We start from the raw sequence: 19,143 nt of genomic DNA, 5'->3' as shown, positions 1-19,143 counted from the left end.
GTGGGCGGCGGCCGGCGCGGTCAGCGCGAGCAGGGCGGTGAGGAGGGCGGTCCGTCTCATCGAAAAGGTGCTCCTGTTGCAAAGCCGTAGGTGAGACCGGCCAGCAGCGTCAGGCGCGGCTGCGGGCTGGTGAAGATCGCCGCGGCTGCGGCGGAGACCGACGAGCCGAAGTTGAAGATGCTCTCGCTGGTGCGGTCGCCGGGATACCAAGTGGCCTGCCCGTAGGTCGTCCAGCCGCTCTCGTGGACGTAGGCGATCCGGCCGCTCACCCGCGGATAGGGCGAGGAGCGCAAGACACCATCCTCGGTCAGCGGCTTGGCGCCGATGTAGGACAGGTAGGCCGCACCGGTCAGGCGCCCGCGGGGCAACAGGGAGACCGGTGCGCCGATGTCGAACTCGGCGCCGACGGTTGCGAGATAGGCCGGCACGTTGGGGATGAAGATCGATGGCGCGCCGTTGAGCAGTCGGGCGGAGACGCCCGAATAGTTGGCGAACAACGCCACGCGGTCGAGACCTTCCCGATAGGCCGGCAGCTTCGCCTCGACCTCGAAGCCGTCGCGGCGGGACTTGCCCAGGTTCTGCACGGGCAGGCCGGGCGCGGGCTGGAAGACCTCGTTGGCAATGTCGGTGAAGAACACCGTGCCGAGGAGGCTGAACCGGTCGAACACGAGCCGGCCGCCGCCTTCCGTGCTCTCGATGGTCAGCGGGGTGAGGCGGGGATTGTTCGTCAATTCGCTCGAGGCCGAGGGACTGCGGAAGCCCTGGCCGTAACTGGCGAACAGCTCCAGCCAATCGAAGGGCGTGAGCGCCGCCCCGCCCTTGGGGGAGACCACGTTGGGGCTGACCTTGGGAGACAGGGCCGGGTCGAGGTTGTTGCGCACATCGTAGAAGAACTGGTCGAAGCGGGCGCCGCCGGTCAGCTTCAGCCAGGGCGTCGGCTTGACCTGCACCTGCGCGTAGGCCGCGAGGTTGTGCTGCAACAGATCGAGATCGAGGGTGCGCGCGGTGAAGCTGCGCGCGACCGAGGGGCCGGTGTTCACGTCGAGCGCATCGCTCCGCCAATCGCCGCCGACGAGGAACTGGGTCGGCAACACGTCGAACAGGCTCGTCGTCCAGACCTTGCGGATGCGCCCGCCGACGGTCTGCCGTTCCTCGACCTGTCCACGCTGGCCGGCGCCGAAATCCGAGAAGCGGCTGAACACGTCGTGGCTGGCATAGAGGAGCGCCGACAACTCGTCGTCCGGCAGCCCGTTGACGTAATTGGCCACGAAGGTCTGAAGGGTCTTGCCGCCGCCATCGGTCACGTTGGTCGCGGCGCGCGGCGAGACGAAACCGGCGCGCACGAGGTCGCGATCCAGGTAACCCGGCTGCCCGAAGCGCGTGCCGTACATCTGCACCCGCAGCGACAGGCTGGAGCCGAGATCGAGGGGGATGGTGACCTTGTTGAAGGCGTTGTAGCGACCGAGATCGCCGTTCTCGCGGTAGCCCCCGGTGCCGTAGCCATCGTAGGCGAGGAAGGGCTGAATCCCAGGGCCGAGCTGGCTGAAGGTGGCAAGCCCCCGCCCCGTGCCGAAAGAGCCGCCCGACGCGCCGATGGTCGAGAAGGGCTCGGCCCGCTTGGTGTCGATGAAGATCGAGCCGCCGAGATTGGCGTCGCCCGCTTCCACCGAGAACGGCCCGCGCACGATGCTGATGGAGCGGATGGTCTCCGGAATCAGCGGATTGAGGTCGACATAGTTCGGGGTGTGGATCGAAGAGACCTCGTTGATCGGTACCCCGTCGATGAAAACGGCGACGTCGCGGCCGTGCTCGGCATCGCTGAAGCCGCGCAGGGCAATGCCGTATCCGACGCCGCCTTGGCCGTAATTCGAGACATCGAAGCCTGCCACGGGACGGAAGAGGTCGCCGTAGCTTTGCACGGGCAGGCGAGCGATTTCCGCGGCATCAATCACCGTGCTGTTGCCCGGGAGAGCCAGGACCGACGATGAGATCTGCGTCTTTACGTTCGCGGCCGGACCCGAGACCGTCGCAGAGGAATTTGCGGAACCGCCCTGCGCGCTGACCTGCAATTCCTCCAACTCCACCGTGGTCGCATCGCGTGCGTAACCCGGGAGCGTACTCAGGCCGAGAGCGCTGGCCGATGCGAGCAGGCGCGTCAGAAACGGCGACATCGTGCAACCCAGGCATTAGGTTATCTGTCGTTACTAAACTTCAAATTATGGGTATGCGCAAGCCGACAATTTTTCATACTCGCGCTTCGTCACGACGAGAGCAGTGTTGGTCCCACGCCTCGTGCACGGGGCTGCCGCAGCGCGAGAGCGAGCGTCCTGGCGAAATGGCCTCGTTCAAGATGTCGGCGCCGCATTCGTCGCGCGCCAACCTCCGGTCTCGAAGTGTTCGAGACGCGTGGCAGGTGAGCCCCGCCTCGCCCGACGACCAACGGTCACCGCAGCCCGGACACTCAGTCCACGTCCGGGCTCGGGTGCGGGGCAAAGCTAGCCATACAACTCAAGAGTCGCGATTTGGTGCCGGTTCGACGCCGATGGGTCGAAAGAATTCGATGTCGGAGGATGTTGAAAGCATCGAGAATGGTCAAGCTCATGCAGAATTCCCATAAACTGCAACAACTTTTGGGTGAATTGGAACAATTGTATCAGTAATCGCGCAATTTTCGAGCAGGGCTAGCCATGATCGTTGCGTTGCTGCTATAGGTTGAAAGCAAGATTTTATCTGGGTGCCAGTAACTTGGCTTCCAAGGCAGGCCGTTTTCGCTCGGGAAGCCGCCCATGCACTTTACTCAACGCGAAACCGACAAGCTGCTGATCTATATGCTCGCCCAGGTCGCACAGCGCCGTCGGGACCAGGGGCTCAAGCTCAACCATCCGGAAACCGTCTCCCTCATCTCCGTTGCCGCGCTGGAAGGCGCCCGCGCCGGCAAGACGCTGGAAGAAGTGATGGAGCTCGCAGGCAAAACCATCACGCGCGACGACGTCATGGACGGCGTCGCGGAGATGATTCCCTACGTTCAGGTCGAAGCGGTGTTCACGGACGGCTCGCGCCTCATCACGGTGCATGCTCCCATCAAGTAGATCGAGATGTCAGGAGGTGGCGCAATGAGTCCTTCCCAGAAGAAGACGCCTGTTGGCGGAATCATTTTCGGGGCAGGGGATATCGAGATCAATGCCGGATATCCGACGACGGCGATCAAGGTCCGAAACACGGGTGACCGCCCGATCCAAGTCGGATCGCACTACCATTTCTTCGAGGTGAATGCCTCGCTCGAGTTCGATCGTGAGCAAGCCTTCGGCAAGCGTCTCAACATCCCGGCCACGACCGCTCTGCGGTTCGAGCCCGGAGACGAGAGGGAGGTCTCGCTCGTTCCCTATCAGGGCAAGCAGCGGGTGCTCGGCTTCAACGGCCTCGTCGACGGCTGGGTCGGCGACGAAACCTACGACGATTACCGCCCACGCCTGTCGGACGCGCTGGATCGGGTGAATCGCTACGGGTTCAAGAACAAGCCGTAACCTGCCCCCTTCGATAGCCGAATCTGGAGCGCTGGGATGAGCAAAATCTCGCGGCGGCAATACTCGGATCTCTACGGGCCGACGACAGGCGACAAGATCAGGCTCGCCGATACGGACCTCTACATCGAGATCGAGAAGGATCTTCGCGTCTATGGCGAGGAGGCCGTCTATGGCGGCGGCAAGACGCTTCGGGATGGCATGGGTTACGACAACGAGTTGACCAGTGCGGCGGGCGCACCGGATCTCGTCATCACCAATGTCACGATCCTCGACGCGGTCCAGGGCGTCATCAAAGCCGATCTCGGCATCAAGGACGGCCAGATCGTCGGGATCGGGAAGGCAGGCAATCCCTCGACGATGTCGGGGGTGACACGGGGGCTCGCGCTCGGACCGGGCACGGACGCCATTTCCGGTGAGCACCTCATTCTGACCGCGGGCGGCATCGACGCCCACGTCCACTTCGTCTCGCCGCAGCAGGCCCAGGCCGCGCTCAGCAACGGCGTGACGACACTGTTCGGCGGCGGCATCGGCCCGTCCGACGGCACCAACGGCACGACCATCACGCCGGGCACGTGGAACATCGAGATGATGCTCCGCTCCTTCGACGCCTGGCCGGTCAATGCGGGCGTGCACGGCAAGGGCAATGGCTCGGCGCCCCTTCCGATCGATGAGCAGATCCGGGCCGGCGCGATGGGTTTGAAGGTTCACGAAGACTGGGGCAGCACGCCGGCGGCGATCCGCATGGCCCTGACCGTCGCGGACGATCACGACGTCCAAGTCTGCATCCACACGGACACCCTGAACGAGGCGGGTTTCGTCGAGAGCACCATCGCCGCGTTCGAAGGGCGCACGATCCACACCTACCACACGGAGGGCGCGGGCGGCGGCCACGCCCCGGATATCATCCGGGTGGCGGGCATTTCCAACGTCATCCCCAGTTCGACCAATCCGACCATGCCCTACGGCATCAATTCGCAGGCGGAATTGTTCGACATGGTGATGGTCTGCCACAACCTCAGCCCGAAGATCCCGACGGACGTCGCCTTCGCGGAAAGCCGCGTGCGCGCCGAGACCATCGCGGCGGAAAACGTCCTGCACGATCTCGGCGCGATCTCGATCCTGTCGAGCGACAGCCAGGCCATGGGCCGCGTCGGCGAGAACTGGGCGCGCACCATTCAGACGGCCCATCTGATGAAGGCGCGGCTCGGTGCCTATCGGGGGGATGCATCCGGCAACGACAATCAGCGCGTGCTGCGCTTCGTCGCCAAGGTGACGATCAATCCCGCCATCGTGGCGGGGGTCTCTCACGTGATCGGATCGGTCGAGGTCGGCAAGATGGCGGATCTCGTCCTCTGGAAACCGGCCTTCTTCGGCGCCAAGCCGAAAATGGTCATCAAGGGCGGCATGATCTCCTGGGCGATCATGGGAGATCCGAATGCCTCCCTGCCGACACCGCAGCCGGTCGTCTATCGTCCGATGTTCGGCGCTCTCGGCCCGGCCGTGGCCAAGACGCGCGTGACCTTCACGTCACATGCCGCCTACGAGGCTGGGGTCGCGGATCGCTACGAGCTGACGTCCAAGGTCGTGCCCGTCTACGGCACGCGCACCATCACCAAGGCGTCGATGGTTCGAAACGGCCGGCTCCCGGTCATCGAGGTCAACCCGGAGACCTTCGCGGTGACCGTCGACGGCAAGCACGCCACGATCGAGCCCGCCACGCATCTTCCGCTCGCGCAGCTCCATTTCTTCAGCTGACTTCCCGTCGCGCGGTGGGAAACGCCTCCCGCCGCCGGCTCACAGCCCGGTCCATGCGTTCATGAAACCGATCGACATCATGTGGGTGGGTCTCGGCGGCGGAGCCGGCTCTCTGCTGCGCTGGCAACTCGGCGGCTTCATCGACCGCGCGATCCCCGCGCGCTTCAAGTTCGGCACCCTCCTCGTCAACGTCACCGGCGCCTTCGCGATCGCCTACCTCTCCGCCGCGCTCGCCATCGGCTGGCAGCAGCGCCACGGGGACGTGGTGTCGTCCCTGGTGCTGACGGGCTTTCTCGGCGGCTACACGACGTTCAGTTCGATGCAGCTCGATACGGCGCAGATGGCGATGGAGCATCGCCAGGGGCTGGCCGCCTTGTACCTCGTCTCGTCCGTCGGCATCGGCCTCTGCGCCGCGGCGGCGGGCGTCGCCCTCGCAAGATCGTAGGCGGGCCGTCATGGGGGCGCGGGCCGTCTTCGTCTTCATCGGTGGCGGGTTCGGCGCCATCACGCGCGAATTCCTCATACTGCTGATCCCTCAGCAGAGCGGCGCCTTTCCGCTCGACATCTTCACGGCCAACGTCCTCGCCTCGTTCTGCCTCGGCGCCGTCTTCGAACTTCATCGCCTGAACCAAGTCTCGGACGAGTACCTGCTCCTGATCGGCACGGGCTTCGCCGGTGGAATGTCGACATTTTCGAGCTTCGTCTACGGCATCGTCTCCGAAGCCTCGTCGCCGGGACAAGTTGGTTTTGCCGTCTTCTATTGCCTGTCCAGCCTAATCGTCGGCTACGCCGCGATCTGGCTCGGAATCGCATCCGGGAAACGCCTGCGCCGCGTGTGAGCGCGGTCCGTTGGGAGAGACGAATGATCCTCGTCGAACACAAACTCGGGCATCTTGGCGATCCCGTCTGGAAGGACCGCGCGCGGCAGGCGCGAATCGATCCGCTGGTGCTGGAGCAATGGGAGGCGCCCAAGAGCCGTCTTCGCAAGGCCAGCGAAAGCGGGGTCGAGCTGGCGGTTTCACTGCCGCGCTCCGAGCACCTGCATGACGGCGACGTGCTCCACTACGACGCGGCGCAAGGGTTCATCGTCGTGGCCCGGATCGCCCTCAAGGAGGTGCTGGTCATCGAGCTGGAGGGATTGGAGCGCCTCGCACCGCACGAGATCCTGCGCGCCTGCTTCGAACTCGGGCACGGCCTCGGCAACCAGCACTGGCCCGCCGTGATCAAGGGGTCGACGGTCTACGTGCCGCTCTCGGTCGATCAGAAGGTGATGGCCTCGGTCATGCGCACGCACGCCTTCGCGCATGTGAAGACCCGCTTCGCCCCGGGCGAGGAGGTGGCGGCCAAGCTCGACGCCAAGGAGGTCCGGTTGCTCTTCGCCGGCGCCGACGCCACCCCGCACCACCATCACGGCGGTCACGAGGCTGCACAGGCCCGAGATCACCATGATCACGCGCACGATCATGGCCATCCGCACGCGCATCACCATCACCATGATCCGGTGGCGTGATGCGGCACGGTGAGCCGAGGGCCCGTCTCGCACCGCGCGGCATGGCTCATCTCGCGCGCCTGCTGCAATTCTCGGATTCGACGCTGCCGGTTGGCTCCTTCGCCTTCTCGAACGGCCTCGAATCCGCGCTGCAGACGGGGATCGTCAGCGACGCGAGCAGCCTGCTGCACCTCGTCGAACTCGTTCTGCACCAGAACGCCCGGGTGGATGGCGTCGCGCTGCTGCACGCCCATCGCGCCGCCCTGGCGGAGGACTATCCCGGCATCGTCACGGCCGACCGAGAACTGCTCTGCCGCCGCGTCGGCGAGGAGCAGCAGCTGATGCTGACGCGGATGGGCAAGAAGCTCGCCGAGTTGGCGCTCAGGATCAGTCTCTCACCGGTGCTGGAGCGCTGGCTCGCGGATATCCGATCGGACGCCACCCCCGGCTGCCTGCCGATCGGTCAGGCGATCACCCTCGCACATCTCGGCGCGGACGAGACGGAAGCCTTCGTCGTCCACCAGTACGGCATGGCCTCGATGATCCTGAGCGCCGCGCTCCGCCTGATGCGGATCGACCACTTCGAGACCCAGCGCATCCTGTTCGCCGCCCAGGGCCGCGTCGAGGACGACTACCTCGCCGTGCGCGATCTCGCCCTCGACGAGATGGCCGCCTTCGCGCCGGTCTTCGACGCGCTCGTTGCTCATCACACCACGGTCCATGTCCGCCTGTTCATGAATTGAGTGCGGCAAAGGAAATCGAGATGAAGAAGATCACCCGTATCGGCATCGGCGGCCCGGTCGGCTCGGGCAAGACGGCCGTCATCGAAACCATCACGCCGCGTCTGATCGCGCTGGGCATCAAGCCGCTGATCATCACCAACGACGTCGTGACGACGGAGGATGCCAAGCAGGTGCGCCGTACCCTCCACGGCGTGCTGATCGAGGAGAAGATCGTCGGCGTCGAGACCGGAGCCTGCCCGCACACCGCCGTGCGCGAAGATCCGTCGATGAACATCGCCGCGGTCGAGGAGCTCGAAGACAAGTATCCCGACAGCGACGTGATCCTGATCGAATCCGGCGGCGATAACCTCACGCTCACCTTCAGCCCGGCGCTGGCGGACTTCTACATCTACGTGATCGACGTCGCCGCCGGCGACAAGATCCCCCGCAAGAACGGCGCCGGGGTCTGCCAGTCGGACATCCTCGTCATCAACAAGCGGGATCTTGCCCCCTATGTCGGCGCGAGCCTCGACGTCATGGCGCGCGACTCCAGGCTCATGCGCGGCAAGAAGCCGTTCCTCTTCACCAACTGCAAGACCGGGGAGGGCGTCGACGACCTCCTCCGGCTCATTCTCGACATGGCGCTGTTCGACGTGAGGACGAGTCCTCCGCTCGCGGCGAGCGCGTGAGACCATGACCCCGCACGAGTCACTCGGCCTCATCGACACGGCGCGCGAACTGCGCGGTTTCCAGACCGAGCCGGCGCAGATGCGGGCGGGGGCACCCGGCAAGGTCGGACGCTTGCGCCTCGGGTTCTCGCTGCGCGATCGCCGCTCCGTGCTCCACGACCTCTACCGGGTCGCGCCGCTGCTCGTGCAGCAGGCGCTCTACTGGGACGAGGCGATGCCCGAACTGCCCGTCTGCCCGATCATCTCGGTCGGCGGCGGCATCCTCCAGGGCGACCGCTACACGATCGACATCGCGGTGGGGGAAGGCGCCTGCGCGCACATCTCCACCCAGGGCGCCAACCGCATCCACTGCATGGACGCGAACTACGCCTCGCAGCATCAGACCGTGACCGTCGAGGCCGGCGGCTACCTCGAATACCTGCCGGACTTCACCATTCCCTATCGCGGCTCGCGCTTCCTCTCGCGCACGGACCTCGTCGTCGCGGCGGACGCCACCCTGCTCTACGGCGAGATGGTTCTCGCCGGCCGCAAGCATCATCATGTCGAGGAGCGCTTCGGCTTCGACCTGCTGTCGATGGACGTGAGCCTGCGCCGGCCCGGCGGGCACAAGCTGTTCGCGGAAAAGATCCTGATTGAGAAGGGTGATCCGACGATCGCCCTTGCGGCGGTGATGCGCGGCTTCGACGCCTTCGCCAACATCCTCTGCGTCACGCCTCCCGAGACGGCCGCGCGCATCAAGGAACGGTTCGAGACCCATTTCCCGATCGATGCGCCGCGGGCGCTGTCCGGCGTGAGCCGCCTGCCCAATGCCGTCGGGCTGATGCTGCGCGCCGTCGGCGTCGAGACCTACGACGTGCGCAGCGAGGTTCGCCGGTTCTGGCGCATCGTGCGCGAGGAGGCGCGCGACCGGTCCCTTCCCGCCGAACCCTATTGGCGCTGAGCGAGGACCGGACCCATGCCGCGAGCGAAGACCAGCCTTCTCGTCCAGTCGCTGCGCGGGACGAGCCAGGTCTTCTTCATGGAGAATGCCCTGACGGGCATGCTGTTCTTCGCCGCGATGGCCTATGCCTCCACCGTCAGCGGTGTCTGGGCGACCACGATCGGGGCGGCGATCGGCGTCCTCGTCGCAACGCTGACCGCACGACTCCTCGAATGCGACGAGACGTCCGTCTCCTCCGGTCTCTACGGATTCAACGGCGTTCTCGTCGGCGCCGCGCTTCCGACCTTCATCTCAGCCTCGCCCCAACTCTGGGCCTCGATCGTGATCGGCGCGGCGGCGAGCACGGTCTTCACCGCCGCCTTCAGCGCGACGCTCACCGGCAAATGGGGCATTCCCGGCTCGACCGGCCCCTTCGTGCTGACGGGCTGGCTGATGGTCGCCGCAGCCTATTCCTTCGGCGGCCTGCACGTGACGGGCGATGCCCCCAAGCTTGCGGGCGACGTCGCGCGCGGTCTCACTCGCATTCCGGCGCCGCTGGACCTCGTCGCGATCTTTTTCCGCAACATCGCGCAGGTCTACCTGCTGGGTAGCGCCGTCAGCGGCGCCATCCTCCTGGCCGGCATCCTGATCGCCTCCGTCCCGGCCGGGATCGCCGCCGTTGCCGGGTCGCTGATCAGCATAGTCGTCGCGATCGCGATGGGTGCCGATCCAACGGCCGTGAGCCAGGGCCTCTACGGCTTCAGCCCGGTCCTGACGGCGATGGCCGTCGGCGCCGTCTTCCTGACGCCCTCGCCGCGGGTGGCGGTCTATGCCGGTCTCGCCACCGTGATGACCGTCTTCGTCCAGGGCGCTCTCGACGTCATGGTCGCGCCGGCGGGCATCCCGTCCTTCACCGCCCCCTACGTGCTGACGATGTACCTCTTCATCGCGCCGAAGAAGCTGATGGCGCCCCATCCGCACGGACCCGTCGCCGATTCCATGATCGACGACCAAGGCAAGGTGCCGGGCAAGCTCCCAGCCCACGCAGCCGGACCCGCACGGTGACACCCGGGAGCGCCCTGATCCGGACGCCCCGAACGAAGGCACGGCATCGATCCCGTTTCGATCCATCGGCACCGTCTTGCCGGACCGACGATGCTCTGCACCGCGAAAGCCGACACATCCCCCTTCCGAGAAGCACCGTTCAAGGAGCACGCGATGCAAGGCATTAATGCCGGCGACACGGCCTTCATCCTCCTGTGCACCGCGCTGGTCCTCATGATGACGCCGGCTCTTGCCCTCTTCTACGGCGGCCTCGTCAGACAGCGCGACGTGCTGTCCGTCATGATCCAGAATTTCATCTGCATCGGTGTGGTCGGCGTGATCTGGGTGTTCGGAGGTTTCAGCCTCGCCTTCGGTCCGGATATCGGCGGCGCGATCGGGAATTTCGCGTTCTATTTCGGCATGTACGATGTCGGCATCGATCCCAATCCAACCTACGCCCCCAACATCCCCTTCATCATGGTCTTCGCCTACCAGATGATGTTCGCCATCATCACGCCGGCCCTGATGACCGGCGCCTTTGTCGGGCGCTTTCAGTTCGGCGCCTACCTGTTCTTCATCACGGCCTGGACCATCCTCGTCTATGTTCCGGCGGCGCACTGGGTCTGGGGCGGGGGCTTCCTGGCCAAGCTGGGCGTCGTCGATTTCGCCGGCGGGATCGTCATTCACACCTGCGCGGGGTTTTCCGCGCTGGCGACGGCGAAGTTTCTCGGCAAAAGGAGAGTGGCGCCGGGCGAGTCCGAATCTGCGCCGGCCAGCCTGCCCCTGGTCGCCCTCGGCGCGGGTCTGCTCTGGTTCGGCTGGTTCGGCTTCAACGCCGGCGGCGCCTACGCGGCGGATGCCCTGGCGGCCTACGCCTTCACCAACACCATGCTCGCCGGCTCCATCGCCATGCTGGTGTGGATGTTCTGGGAATGGCGCGAGACCAAGCACCCGTCCTTTTCCGGCGTCCTCGTCGGCGCGGTGGCGGGGCTCGCGACGATCACGCCGGCCTCCGGCTATGTCGAGCCCATCGCCGCCCTGGCGATCGGCGCCATCGGCGCGACGGCTTGCTACTTTGCGAAGTACGTCCAGAGGTGGCTGAAGATCGACGACACGCTGGAAGTCTGGCGCGCCCACGGCGTCGGCGGCCTGACCGGGGCCCTGCTCATCGGCCTCTTGGCCAGCCCGCACATCAATCAGGTCTCGGCAAGTCTGCACCAATTCGGCGTCCAGCTCCTCGCCGTCACCATCGTCGGCGCCTATGCCTCCGCCGTCACTCTCATCATATTGAAGGGCCTGGATTCCTTCGGGACGCTGCGGGTGCCGGAGGAAATCCAGGAAGAGGGCCTCGACACGATGCTCGGCGAGCGCGCCTTCAACTTGTGGAACATGGATCGCACCCTCCCGAAGTAGCGTCTCTGCTGCCAACGCCCCTCGTGGGGCGGGTCACGGGCGCTGCATCCTGCCGCCTCTGCCGCCTCTGCCGCACCGGAACGGCTCGAATGGCGAGGCGCTGCCGCTGGAACTGCGGTCTCTATCAAGCGGTTTGCGACAAGCGCAAATTCTCGCAATCCTTGAATTGGCACACCGGCCGGACCGGAGATGGCGGCCGAGTTCGGGCGGGCGGTGCACGAGCGTTGCGCCCGCCGCACCCGATCTTCGGGGTCGATCCGCGCCGCGCCTCCGCGCGTTCGCCCAAACTCCGAACGACCTGTGCTCTCGCGCGAACCGGGCGCCGCCGCCGACCCGGGCGAACCGTTGTCACTTACACGGATCTCTTTTCCGGCGAGATCCTCAACGGTTCGGCAACCAAGGCAGTCTGTGACAGTTTCCCCTCAGCACATGCAGGCGCGGAGAGTGCTGTGGCCGCCATCACCATCACGATCGGACTGCCTACCGGCACGAGGCGTCTGGCTGTCGATTCGGAGCGCGGCGCCGCCGGCTACGCCGAAGCGGTCATCTACGCCATCCCGCGGGACGCGCTGCCGGTGCCTCTGGCGGTATCCTGCGCCGATCCGGGGATCCGCAATCGGTTGACCGCCTATCTCCTCGATTTGCAGACCGAATGCCTGCGCATGCCCTCGCCGGGCAGGAATGCGGATCGTGCGGTCGGCTGATCGCAAGGCTTCCCGCAGCCGCCTCATGCCCCTATCGAGCGCCGGTCCCCGATGAGCTCCAATCCTGACGCGCTTCCGCCGCCGATCGCCATGGTCGAGCGCGGTCCGATCCTCGACGCCCGCACGCGGCTCCGGCTCGGGCGGCAGTTGGAGGCGCTGTACGAGCCGGTGCTGGACGAGGTGCTCGATCCGCGCTTGGCGGAGTTGCTGCGGCAGCTGGAAAGCGATCAGCGGCAGGTGCAAACCGGGTAGCCCCCGGACAGGCTACGGTGCGCTGGCGCACGCGAAGCACGAGCGATGCGATTCATGCATCGGCAATCGCCCCTGATGGGGGTTGCTATGTGCGGCGCACCAATTAATTTTGTATCACGTGAGATCGCGATGGCGTCGCGGTCTTACCGCTCTTCTTGAGCGTTTCCTCCCAAGACTTCGGGCCGCCTCCTCGCTGGGGCGGCCTCTTTCTGTTTTGTCGCCAGCGGTCTACGCGCCGCGGCACGCGCTTACAAGCAAGATTTTTCTTCATTCCTGGCCCAAGGGCTGGAATTTTTTATCCGGATTACGGTCCGTGGGGTCACGGGTTGCGGCTTCGGTTGCACGCCCGGCCGTAGCGTCGGGCATCAGAGGAAGCCGTGCGCCTGCAACGCCTGGATCGATGACGCGGCGTCGCGATGATGGATGAAGACTCCGCCCGCCTCCTCCCAGCGGTGGCGGTGACTGTCCCAGTCGTCGATCAGGGCGTCGCCCGGGCGGCAATGCTCGCGCTTGAGTGCCGCGCTCGTCGTGATCATGGGCGTGTCGGGGAAGTGGCGCTCCGCCCAGCGCCGCTTCTGCGGCTCGGCCCAATTCCCGCGTGGTACCCCGGTGAGGATCACGGGCCGGCAGGCGCGGACGGCCTCGTAGAGATCCCGCGCATCCGGCAGCAGCGGGAGGTTTGCGAAGAAGTCCGGCTCCGCGGCCAGCCGGCTCCAGAACTGCTTCAGGCCGAAGCGGCGCTGGAACGCCTCGGGTGATTGCCCCAGCACGTGGCAGGCGCCCCCATCGAAATCGGCCAGCACCCCATCGCAGTCGAGAAACACGGTCGGCATCGATGCTTCGCACCATCGTCTGTCTTGCGGCAGCCCGGTTCGAGCGGCCCGACGGATAACGGGTTTCGGCCGGTTCGGATCGGAACACCGATCGGCATCTCAGACTCCGGCCTCCGCTCCGCCCACGCGGCAGTATCGCCGGAGGATCCCTGGAGCGGGCTTCTGAACGCCGTGAACAGCGCGGTGAGGAGGGCCGATCGGGACGAGGCCTCCATCCACGATACCGCGAAGCACCGCGGCCGGGGGGCAGGGCGTCTCGCCTTCAGCCGTCGGGGAGATGTGCCTTGATGAAGGCCCCCGCCTGCGCCAGCGAGCGCCGCCCCTCCGCCACCTCCTGGTAGAAGAGATGCCAGGCATGGATCATGTGGGGCCAGATCTCGAGGCGCACGGACACGTCCGCCGCCCCGGCCACGGCTGCCAGCCGCACGGAGTCGTCGAGGAGCGTTTCGGCCGAGCCCACCTGGATTAGAATCGGCGGCAGGCCCGCGAGGTTCGCGTGGACCGGCGAGACGAGCGGATTCCGTGCATCGGCGCCGTCGAGGTAGAGGCTTGCGAGTTCGGCGAGGTAGGCCCGGCCGAGCAGCGGGTCGACGGCGGCCTTGGTCTCCAGGCTGGCGCCGGTCAGGGCGAGATCGGTCCAGGGTGAACTCAGCCAGAGACAACCCGGCAGCGGCAGCCTCGCTTCCCGCAGCGACAGGGCCGTCGCGAGCGCGAGACCGCCCCCCGCGCTCTCCCCCGCGAGCGCGATCCGGATCGGGGCGACGCCCGCGTCGAGAAGGAAGCGGTACCCGGCGAGCGCATCCGCGAGGGCGGCCGGAAACGGGTGTTCGGGCGCGAGCCGGTAGTCGAGCGCGAGGGTGCGCGCCTCGGCCTCGCGCCCGGCCTGCGCGACCATGTGGCGATGGCTCGTCAGCGAGCCGGAGACATAGCCGCCCCCATGCAGGAACAGCACGACGCGCCCGCCACCCGCCAGGGGCGTGCTCGTCCACTCCGCGGGCACACCCTGGGCGTCGACCGGTTCGACCACCACGTCCGGCGGCAGCCCGTAGCCTGCTCCGAGACCGTCGATCCGCGCGCGCCGCGCCGCGAGGTCGGCCGGCCTCGGATGCGCCGCGAGGCGGGCCCGGATGAGGTCGATCTCGGATGGCGGCATCTCTCGCTCCGATCCGGCTGCACGACAGGTCTCATCCGCGGGGGCAGAGAAACCGCCGCCCATCCTCCTGTGAAGCTCGTTGCAGGCGCAAGTCCGTCATCGGGATGACCTTCGTCATCGCGCCTGGATGCGAGACGGTGTTTTGAGGGGCGTGTCTCGGACTGCCGGCCGGAGCCGGAATCTCCGATTGGCTCCGTCCGATGGTGGGTGAGGAATGGACGGAGGTCGGACCGTTTCCCTTTGATCGTTAGGGCGAGGCGGAGCCGAAGCCATCCAACGCTCCGCACGATCCGGAGAGGTCGCGCCCCTGGATCGCTTCGCATCCGCTCGCGATGACGGAGTTTGGCAATCGAAGGTGATGAGGCGGAAACGGTACCGGGTGATCGCCATTGCCTATGCGAGGCATGCCGATCCTCACGCGCCCGCCTCGGCCCCCGCGATGCTGGGCGCCCGGCGGCTGTCCGTCTCGCGCAGCGAGCGGTCGGCGTAGGTGCCGCGCACCGCGTCGCGCCCGCCATGCTCGTAGAGGTCGAGCATCAGCGCGGAGTGGATGAAGCCGAGATGGCTGAAGGCCTGCGGAAAGTTCCCGAGGAAGGTGTCGTCCTCGGCCGCTTCCTCGGCGTAGAGCCCGACATCGTTCTGCATCGCCCGCAGCGCCTGGAAGCGGGTGCGGGCCTCCGCCTCGCGCCCGAGCCAGAGCAGTGCGTCGACGAGCCAGAAGGCGCAGAGCAGGAAGGTGCCCTCGTGGCCCGGCAGGCCGTCGTCGTTCTTGTAGCGGTAGACGAGATGGCCGTGGCCGAGGCGCTCGATCACCGTGTCCACGGTGCGGGAGAAGGCCGCCTCGTCCACGGGAAAACCGACCATGGGCGCGATCAGCAGGGCGGCATCGACCGCCTCGCCGCCGATATATTGCGGGTAGTAGCCGTCGCGGTGGATGCCCTCGCCGTTGACGCAGGCGACGATCCGGTCGCGCTCCCGGCACCATTCCTCCCGCTCGCCGAACAGGCGGATCGCCCGGTCGAGGGCGACCCAGTTCATGATCGCCGCGTGCAGATAGCGCTGCTCGGGCTTGCGCGGCTCCCACAGGCCCGCATCGGGCTTGTGCCAGTGGGCCGCCGAGACGTCGGCGAGCCGCGCCCCGTGCGCGCGCATCGCCTCCGGCATCGTGCCCCCCAGGCGTTCGTGGAAATAGAGCAGGTCGAGCACCTGCCCGTAGGCGTCGGCCTGATGCTGCTCGGCGGCCTCGTTGCCGTGGCGCACGGGGGCGCTGCCGCGCCAGCCCTCGAAATGCTCGACCTGGATCTCGCGGAGATCGGCCTCGCCGGAGATGCTGTAGAGGGGCTTCAGCCGGCCCTCTTCGCGCTCGCACAAGGCCGTGACGAAGCCGAAGAAGGCCTCCGCCTCGCGGGTCATCCCGAACTTCTTCAGGACGTAGAAGGACAGGCAGGCGTCGCGAATCCAGCAGAAGCGGTAGTCCCAGTTGCGGATGCCGCCGATCTCCTCGGGCAGGGAGGTGGTCGCCGCGGCGATGATCGCTCCGGTGGGCTCATAGGTCAGCGCTTTGAGGACCAGGGCCGAGCGCATCAATTCGCCCGCCAGCGGGCCGATATAGGCCGCATCCTGCGTCCACAGCACCCAGCCGCGGCGCGTGGCCTCCATCAGGGCGCGGGCGTCCGGGCAGGTTTCGGGCGGAGCTTGGAGATAGAGCGCGAAGCTGCGCTCCTCGCCGCCCTCCACGGTGAAGCGCGCCGCGGCGACCTCGCCCTCCATCGCGAAGGTGGCGTCGGAGACGAGGCCGGGGCAGCCCTCCGCCGTGACGCGCCCCCGGTCTATGCTCAAGGAGGCGAAGCGTTCGGCGAACCCGGCAAGCGGCCGGTACTGCGCGATCATCGGCACGCGGCCCGAGACGCCGGTGACGAGGCGCACCAGCCGGGGCCGCCCCTCGCCGCCCTCCGGCCCGACCATGAAGTCGTGCAGGGTGACGAAGCCCGTCTGCGTCGTGAAAGTGGTCTCGAGGATGTTGCTGCGGCTCAGATATTGCCGCGCGGTCTCGAAGCGCTCCGTCGGGCGGATCGTGAAGTGGCCGCCGCGCGAGCGGTCGAGCAGGCGCGAGAAGGCGGGGTCGTCGTCGAAGCGCTCCAGGCAGGCCCAGTCGATCCCGCCGTCGCGGGCGACCAGGGCGCAGCCCTCGCAATTGCTGAGCAGGGCATAGGCTTCGATCGGCTGATAGGGGCGGTCGTGGGGATCGGCCATGGTCGTTCCTGGGGCGCCGTGCTCGGGACGCCCTGCTTCGAGAGGGAGAGGGCAGGGCGCCGGTCAGGCGTCGAGGCGGAAGGGCGGTTCCAGCAGGCCGCGGACGCCCGGATCGACGAGCAGGGTGCGTCCGTGCTCGGGATCGGCCGCGCGCTCGGCCTCGTCCATGCCCTCGTAGGCACTCGTGACCAGCAGCCGGTCGAGACCGCGCCCGACGAAGGTCGGGCAGGTCGGCTGGCGGACCGGGACCGCCAGGGTGCGCACCCGCGCGCCCGCGGGGCTGTAGGCGTCGAGGCAGGCCCCGCCGAAGCGGGCGGTCCAGATCAGCCCCTCTTCATCCACGGCGGCGCCGTCGATCCCGCCCTCGCCGTCGCTGTGATCGTAATGGGTCTGCGGCTCGGCCACCGGCAGGCCGGTGGCGAGGTCGAGGGCGACGCGTCGCAGTATGCCCTCGTCGGTGTCGACGAAGTAACCGGTCGCGCCGTCGGGGGAGAAGGCGATGCCGTTCGGGATGGTGAGGCCGGCAAACAGCCGCGTCACCCGCGTGCCGGCGACGTGGTAGATCGCACCGCGCCCCGCCTCGGCGTCCCGGCCCATGGTGCCGATCCACAGGGCGCCGCAGGGATGCACCCGGCCGTCGTTGGAGCGGGTGCCCGCATCCTCTGCCTCCAGCGGGCAGAACAGGCTGAGCCGTCCGTCCCGGACCGTGCGGATGTAGAGCCCGTCCTCCGCCGAGAGCAGCTGCCGGCCTGAATCGATCGCGGCGACGTCGCTGACCATCTTCGGCAGCGCGTGAATCCGGGCCGGGCCGGCCTGATTGTCCAGCGGCCTCTCGAACAGCCGGCATTCGAGGATGTCGACCCACCACGCCGTGTCGGTCGCCGGATCGTAGCTCGGCCCCTCACCGAGATGGCATCGCGTCGGATCGAGAACACGGATCGATGGATCGGACAATGCAGGGCTTCTCCGGAAGAACGCTAATTTACGTTCCAATGAAGAATCAGTTCCCGCTTCTTGTCCTGCTGCCTTCTCGACTGTTGTCGTCTTGGTTACGTCCAGAACTGAGTTTTAATCCGCACGTGGCGGGTCTTGTCGTGATGGTGCGCTCCTGACTCCAACCGGCCGCGCCAGGGCGAGGGCGCCCGCGCCCTTGTCGTCGACCGAAGCCTCACGAGCGCGGCAGTGCGACCCCCGAGAGCAGGCGGACCAGTTCGACCTGACGGTTGACGCCGGTCTTGGCCATCACGCTCTTGAGCTGCGAGCGCACCGTCTGCGGCGAGGTGCCGGACTCCGCCGCGATCTGCTCGACCGTGCGGCAGCCCGTGATGCCGCGCGCGACCCGCGCCTCGGCGGGCGTCAGATCGAACAGGCCTTCCAGAACCGAGAGGCCGGGCAGCCGGTCCTGCGCCAGCGGGGTGACGACCACGATGGCCGAGGCCGCTGTGAACAGGTCGCGCGCGCTGCGCTTGACCGGAAGGACATGGGCGACGGCGGGCGGCTCGGCCTCCTTGGCCGGGACGGGAATGGATCGCGTGCTCGCCAGCCCGACCGCCGCGAGCGTCTGAAGCGCCTCCGCCAGCAGGCGGTCGGCGGCCGGGTCGGCCAGCGCGAAACGGGGACCGTCGCGAACGGTCGTGCCGAGCAGGGCCTGGCAGCTATGGTTCATCGCCAGGGCCTGCCCCTGACGACCGAGAATTGCAGCCGGGAGGCCGACCATCTCCAGGGCATCGGCGGCCACCTGCACGGCCTGCAGGCGCATGCGGGCCGACAGCGTCGCGGCGCGGGCGAGGTGCGGCCGCATGGCGTCGAGCCGCGCGACGATGTCGGCCGGGACCGGGCCGTCCCTGTAGGCCCGCTCGACATCGAAGACGATCCGTTCACCGCTCGGCACCGTGATGGCCGTGGCCGCACCCCAGCCGTAGCCGCGCGGCCGGAGGAAGTCCGTGAACACCGGGTTCGTGTCGAGTTCCTCGGGCGTGTAGACGTCGAGGTCGGTCAGGAAGCCCGGATGCTGCTTGGCGAAGAGCCGGGCCGGACGGTCGTTCTGGGCTACCCAGCCGTCGGCTATGAATTCTTCCATGTAGCCTTCGAGTTCGGGCGAGGCGACGTAGCGGAAGTCCAGGCCCTGGCTGGTGAACAGAAGGCCGCCGCCGCCTCCGCCGAACCGGGCGATCGCGCTCAATGTCGAGGGCCAGAGTTCGGGAATGGCGGCCGCCTCGTAGACGCGATCGATCAGATCCTCAGGATCGGCCGACATCGTTCTTCCTGAAGCCGTCACCGAAGTCTCGACCCGCGGGCACGGTCCGGCCGCCCCGCGATTCCACCTTCATCGTCGGGCCTTTCCCAAGTGAGGTCGGGTGTCGGCGCCGTGTCTCGGCTCCCGTGCCCGCCTG

Annotated in this window: 19 protein-coding genes; 13 read left to right on the top strand and 6 right to left on the bottom strand. The window is 67.2% G+C overall.

Translation table 11 applies throughout. From position 1 onward, the window contains the following. Positions 1-56 precede the first annotated feature (56 nt). Positions 57-1,919: a TonB-dependent receptor gene (locus tag BY998_RS22545; protein ID WP_245421707.1), complete on the bottom strand. Its 1,863-nt coding sequence runs from the start codon at positions 1,917-1,919 to the stop codon at positions 57-59. An 867-nt stretch (positions 1,920-2,786) separates the two neighbouring features. Between BY998_RS22545 and BY998_RS22540 the strand changes: the two genes are divergently transcribed. The 13 genes from BY998_RS22540 to BY998_RS22480 all read left to right on the top strand — a co-directional run bounded on the left by BY998_RS22540 (position 2,787) and on the right by BY998_RS22480 (position 12,511). After that, positions 2,787-3,089: an urease subunit gamma gene (locus BY998_RS22540; RefSeq protein WP_110353935.1), complete on the top strand. Its 303-nt coding sequence runs from the start codon at positions 2,787-2,789 to the stop codon at positions 3,087-3,089. Between the two features lie 24 nt (positions 3,090-3,113). Next, positions 3,114-3,524 carry an urease subunit beta gene (locus BY998_RS22535; RefSeq protein ID WP_110353934.1) on the top strand — a complete coding sequence of 137 codons (411 nt, stop codon included), beginning with the start codon at positions 3,114-3,116 and terminating at the stop codon, positions 3,522-3,524. A 36-nt stretch (positions 3,525-3,560) separates the two neighbouring features. Next, positions 3,561-5,279 carry an urease subunit alpha gene (locus BY998_RS22530; protein WP_110353933.1) on the top strand — a complete coding sequence of 573 codons (1,719 nt, stop codon included), beginning with the start codon at positions 3,561-3,563 and terminating at the stop codon, positions 5,277-5,279. Between the two features lie 61 nt (positions 5,280-5,340). After that, positions 5,341-5,724, top strand: coding sequence for a CrcB family protein (locus BY998_RS22525; RefSeq protein WP_110353932.1), 384 nt, complete (start codon positions 5,341-5,343; stop codon positions 5,722-5,724). A 10-nt stretch (positions 5,725-5,734) separates the two neighbouring features. Further along, complete coding sequence (crcB, locus tag BY998_RS22520) at positions 5,735-6,118, top strand: fluoride efflux transporter CrcB (RefSeq protein WP_110353931.1); 384 nt, start codon at positions 5,735-5,737, stop codon at positions 6,116-6,118. A gap of 23 nt (positions 6,119-6,141) precedes the next feature. Then, positions 6,142-6,789 carry an urease accessory protein UreE gene (gene ureE / locus BY998_RS22515; RefSeq protein WP_110353930.1) on the top strand — a complete coding sequence of 216 codons (648 nt, stop codon included), beginning with the start codon at positions 6,142-6,144 and terminating at the stop codon, positions 6,787-6,789. A 41-nt stretch (positions 6,790-6,830) separates the two neighbouring features. Next, positions 6,831-7,511 carry an urease accessory UreF family protein gene (locus tag BY998_RS22510; RefSeq protein ID WP_110353929.1) on the top strand — a complete coding sequence of 227 codons (681 nt, stop codon included), beginning with the start codon at positions 6,831-6,833 and terminating at the stop codon, positions 7,509-7,511. A gap of 20 nt (positions 7,512-7,531) precedes the next feature. Further along, positions 7,532-8,179, top strand: coding sequence for an urease accessory protein UreG (ureG, locus tag BY998_RS22505; protein ID WP_110353928.1), 648 nt, complete (start codon positions 7,532-7,534; stop codon positions 8,177-8,179). Positions 8,180-8,183: 4 nt separating this feature from the next. Continuing rightward, positions 8,184-9,119, top strand: a complete 936-nt coding sequence (locus tag BY998_RS22500) for an urease accessory protein UreD (RefSeq protein ID WP_110353927.1) — start codon at positions 8,184-8,186, stop codon at positions 9,117-9,119. Between the two features lie 15 nt (positions 9,120-9,134). Then, positions 9,135-10,163: an urea transporter gene (yut, locus tag BY998_RS22495; RefSeq protein ID WP_110353926.1), complete on the top strand. Its 1,029-nt coding sequence runs from the start codon at positions 9,135-9,137 to the stop codon at positions 10,161-10,163. Between the two features lie 153 nt (positions 10,164-10,316). Beyond that, entirely contained in the window at positions 10,317-11,555 is a 1,239-nt protein-coding gene (locus BY998_RS22490; RefSeq protein WP_110353925.1) for an ammonium transporter, read from the top strand. Between the two features lie 449 nt (positions 11,556-12,004). Then, positions 12,005-12,259 (top strand): hypothetical protein, encoded by a 255-nt coding sequence (locus BY998_RS22485; RefSeq protein ID WP_110353924.1) that lies wholly within the window; start codon positions 12,005-12,007, stop codon positions 12,257-12,259. A gap of 51 nt (positions 12,260-12,310) precedes the next feature. Further along, a complete protein-coding gene (locus BY998_RS22480; protein WP_110353923.1) occupies positions 12,311-12,511 on the top strand; it encodes a hypothetical protein in 201 nt (66 codons plus the stop codon). A gap of 365 nt (positions 12,512-12,876) precedes the next feature. Here the strand turns inward: BY998_RS22480 and BY998_RS22475 are convergent, their stop codons facing one another. From BY998_RS22475 to BY998_RS22455, 5 genes are all read right to left on the bottom strand, one after another. Beyond that, the gene (locus BY998_RS22475; protein WP_110353922.1) at positions 12,877-13,344 is read right to left on the bottom strand and encodes a hypothetical protein; all 468 of its coding nucleotides are present in this window, start codon (positions 13,342-13,344) and stop codon (positions 12,877-12,879) included. Between the two features lie 262 nt (positions 13,345-13,606). Beyond that, positions 13,607-14,497: an alpha/beta hydrolase gene (locus BY998_RS22470; protein ID WP_110353921.1), complete on the bottom strand. Its 891-nt coding sequence runs from the start codon at positions 14,495-14,497 to the stop codon at positions 13,607-13,609. 414 nt (positions 14,498-14,911) lie between these two features. Then, positions 14,912-16,750, bottom strand: coding sequence for a glycoside hydrolase family 15 protein (locus BY998_RS22465; protein ID WP_110353920.1), 1,839 nt, complete (start codon positions 16,748-16,750; stop codon positions 14,912-14,914). Positions 16,751-16,813: 63 nt separating this feature from the next. Then, complete coding sequence (locus BY998_RS22460; protein ID WP_110353919.1) at positions 16,814-17,704, bottom strand: SMP-30/gluconolactonase/LRE family protein; 891 nt, start codon at positions 17,702-17,704, stop codon at positions 16,814-16,816. Positions 17,705-17,918: 214 nt separating this feature from the next. Then, entirely contained in the window at positions 17,919-19,007 is a 1,089-nt protein-coding gene (locus BY998_RS22455) for a helix-turn-helix transcriptional regulator (protein ID WP_110353918.1), read from the bottom strand. Between the last annotated feature and the right edge of the window lie 136 nt (positions 19,008-19,143).

Origin of the sequence: Methylobacterium sp. B4 (assembly GCF_003201865.1) — a bacterium.
Taxonomy (GTDB): Bacteria; Pseudomonadota; Alphaproteobacteria; order Rhizobiales; family Beijerinckiaceae; genus Methylobacterium.
The sequence above is the reverse complement of the archived record's forward strand: the minus strand, read 5'-3'. Positions and strand labels throughout refer to the sequence as shown.

What these genes read in the sequence shown, in the direction of transcription:
- yut (WP_110353926.1), top strand. Translation starts at nt 9,135, where the DNA reads ATGCCGCGAGCGAAGACCAGCCTTCTCGTCCAGTCGCTGCGCGGGACG.
- BY998_RS22475 (WP_110353922.1), bottom strand. Translation starts at nt 13,344, where the DNA reads ATGCCGACCGTGTTTCTCGACTGCGATGGGGTGCTGGCCGATTTCGAT.
- crcB (WP_110353931.1), top strand. Translation starts at nt 5,735, where the DNA reads ATGGGGGCGCGGGCCGTCTTCGTCTTCATCGGTGGCGGGTTCGGCGCC.
- ureG (WP_110353928.1), top strand. Translation starts at nt 7,532, where the DNA reads ATGAAGAAGATCACCCGTATCGGCATCGGCGGCCCGGTCGGCTCGGGC.
- BY998_RS22535 (WP_110353934.1), top strand. Translation starts at nt 3,114, where the DNA reads ATGAGTCCTTCCCAGAAGAAGACGCCTGTTGGCGGAATCATTTTCGGG.
- BY998_RS22465 (WP_110353920.1), bottom strand. Translation starts at nt 16,750, where the DNA reads ATGGCCGATCCCCACGACCGCCCCTATCAGCCGATCGAAGCCTATGCC.
- BY998_RS22480 (WP_110353923.1), top strand. Translation starts at nt 12,311, where the DNA reads ATGAGCTCCAATCCTGACGCGCTTCCGCCGCCGATCGCCATGGTCGAG.
- ureE (WP_110353930.1), top strand. Translation starts at nt 6,142, where the DNA reads ATGATCCTCGTCGAACACAAACTCGGGCATCTTGGCGATCCCGTCTGG.
- BY998_RS22500 (WP_110353927.1), top strand. Translation starts at nt 8,184, where the DNA reads ATGACCCCGCACGAGTCACTCGGCCTCATCGACACGGCGCGCGAACTG.
- BY998_RS22510 (WP_110353929.1), top strand. Translation starts at nt 6,831, where the DNA reads ATGGCTCATCTCGCGCGCCTGCTGCAATTCTCGGATTCGACGCTGCCG.
- BY998_RS22530 (WP_110353933.1), top strand. Translation starts at nt 3,561, where the DNA reads ATGAGCAAAATCTCGCGGCGGCAATACTCGGATCTCTACGGGCCGACG.
- BY998_RS22540 (WP_110353935.1), top strand. Translation starts at nt 2,787, where the DNA reads ATGCACTTTACTCAACGCGAAACCGACAAGCTGCTGATCTATATGCTC.
- BY998_RS22470 (WP_110353921.1), bottom strand. Translation starts at nt 14,497, where the DNA reads ATGCCGCCATCCGAGATCGACCTCATCCGGGCCCGCCTCGCGGCGCAT.
- BY998_RS22455 (WP_110353918.1), bottom strand. Translation starts at nt 19,007, where the DNA reads ATGTCGGCCGATCCTGAGGATCTGATCGATCGCGTCTACGAGGCGGCC.
- BY998_RS22525 (WP_110353932.1), top strand. Translation starts at nt 5,341, where the DNA reads ATGAAACCGATCGACATCATGTGGGTGGGTCTCGGCGGCGGAGCCGGC.
- BY998_RS22490 (WP_110353925.1), top strand. Translation starts at nt 10,317, where the DNA reads ATGCAAGGCATTAATGCCGGCGACACGGCCTTCATCCTCCTGTGCACC.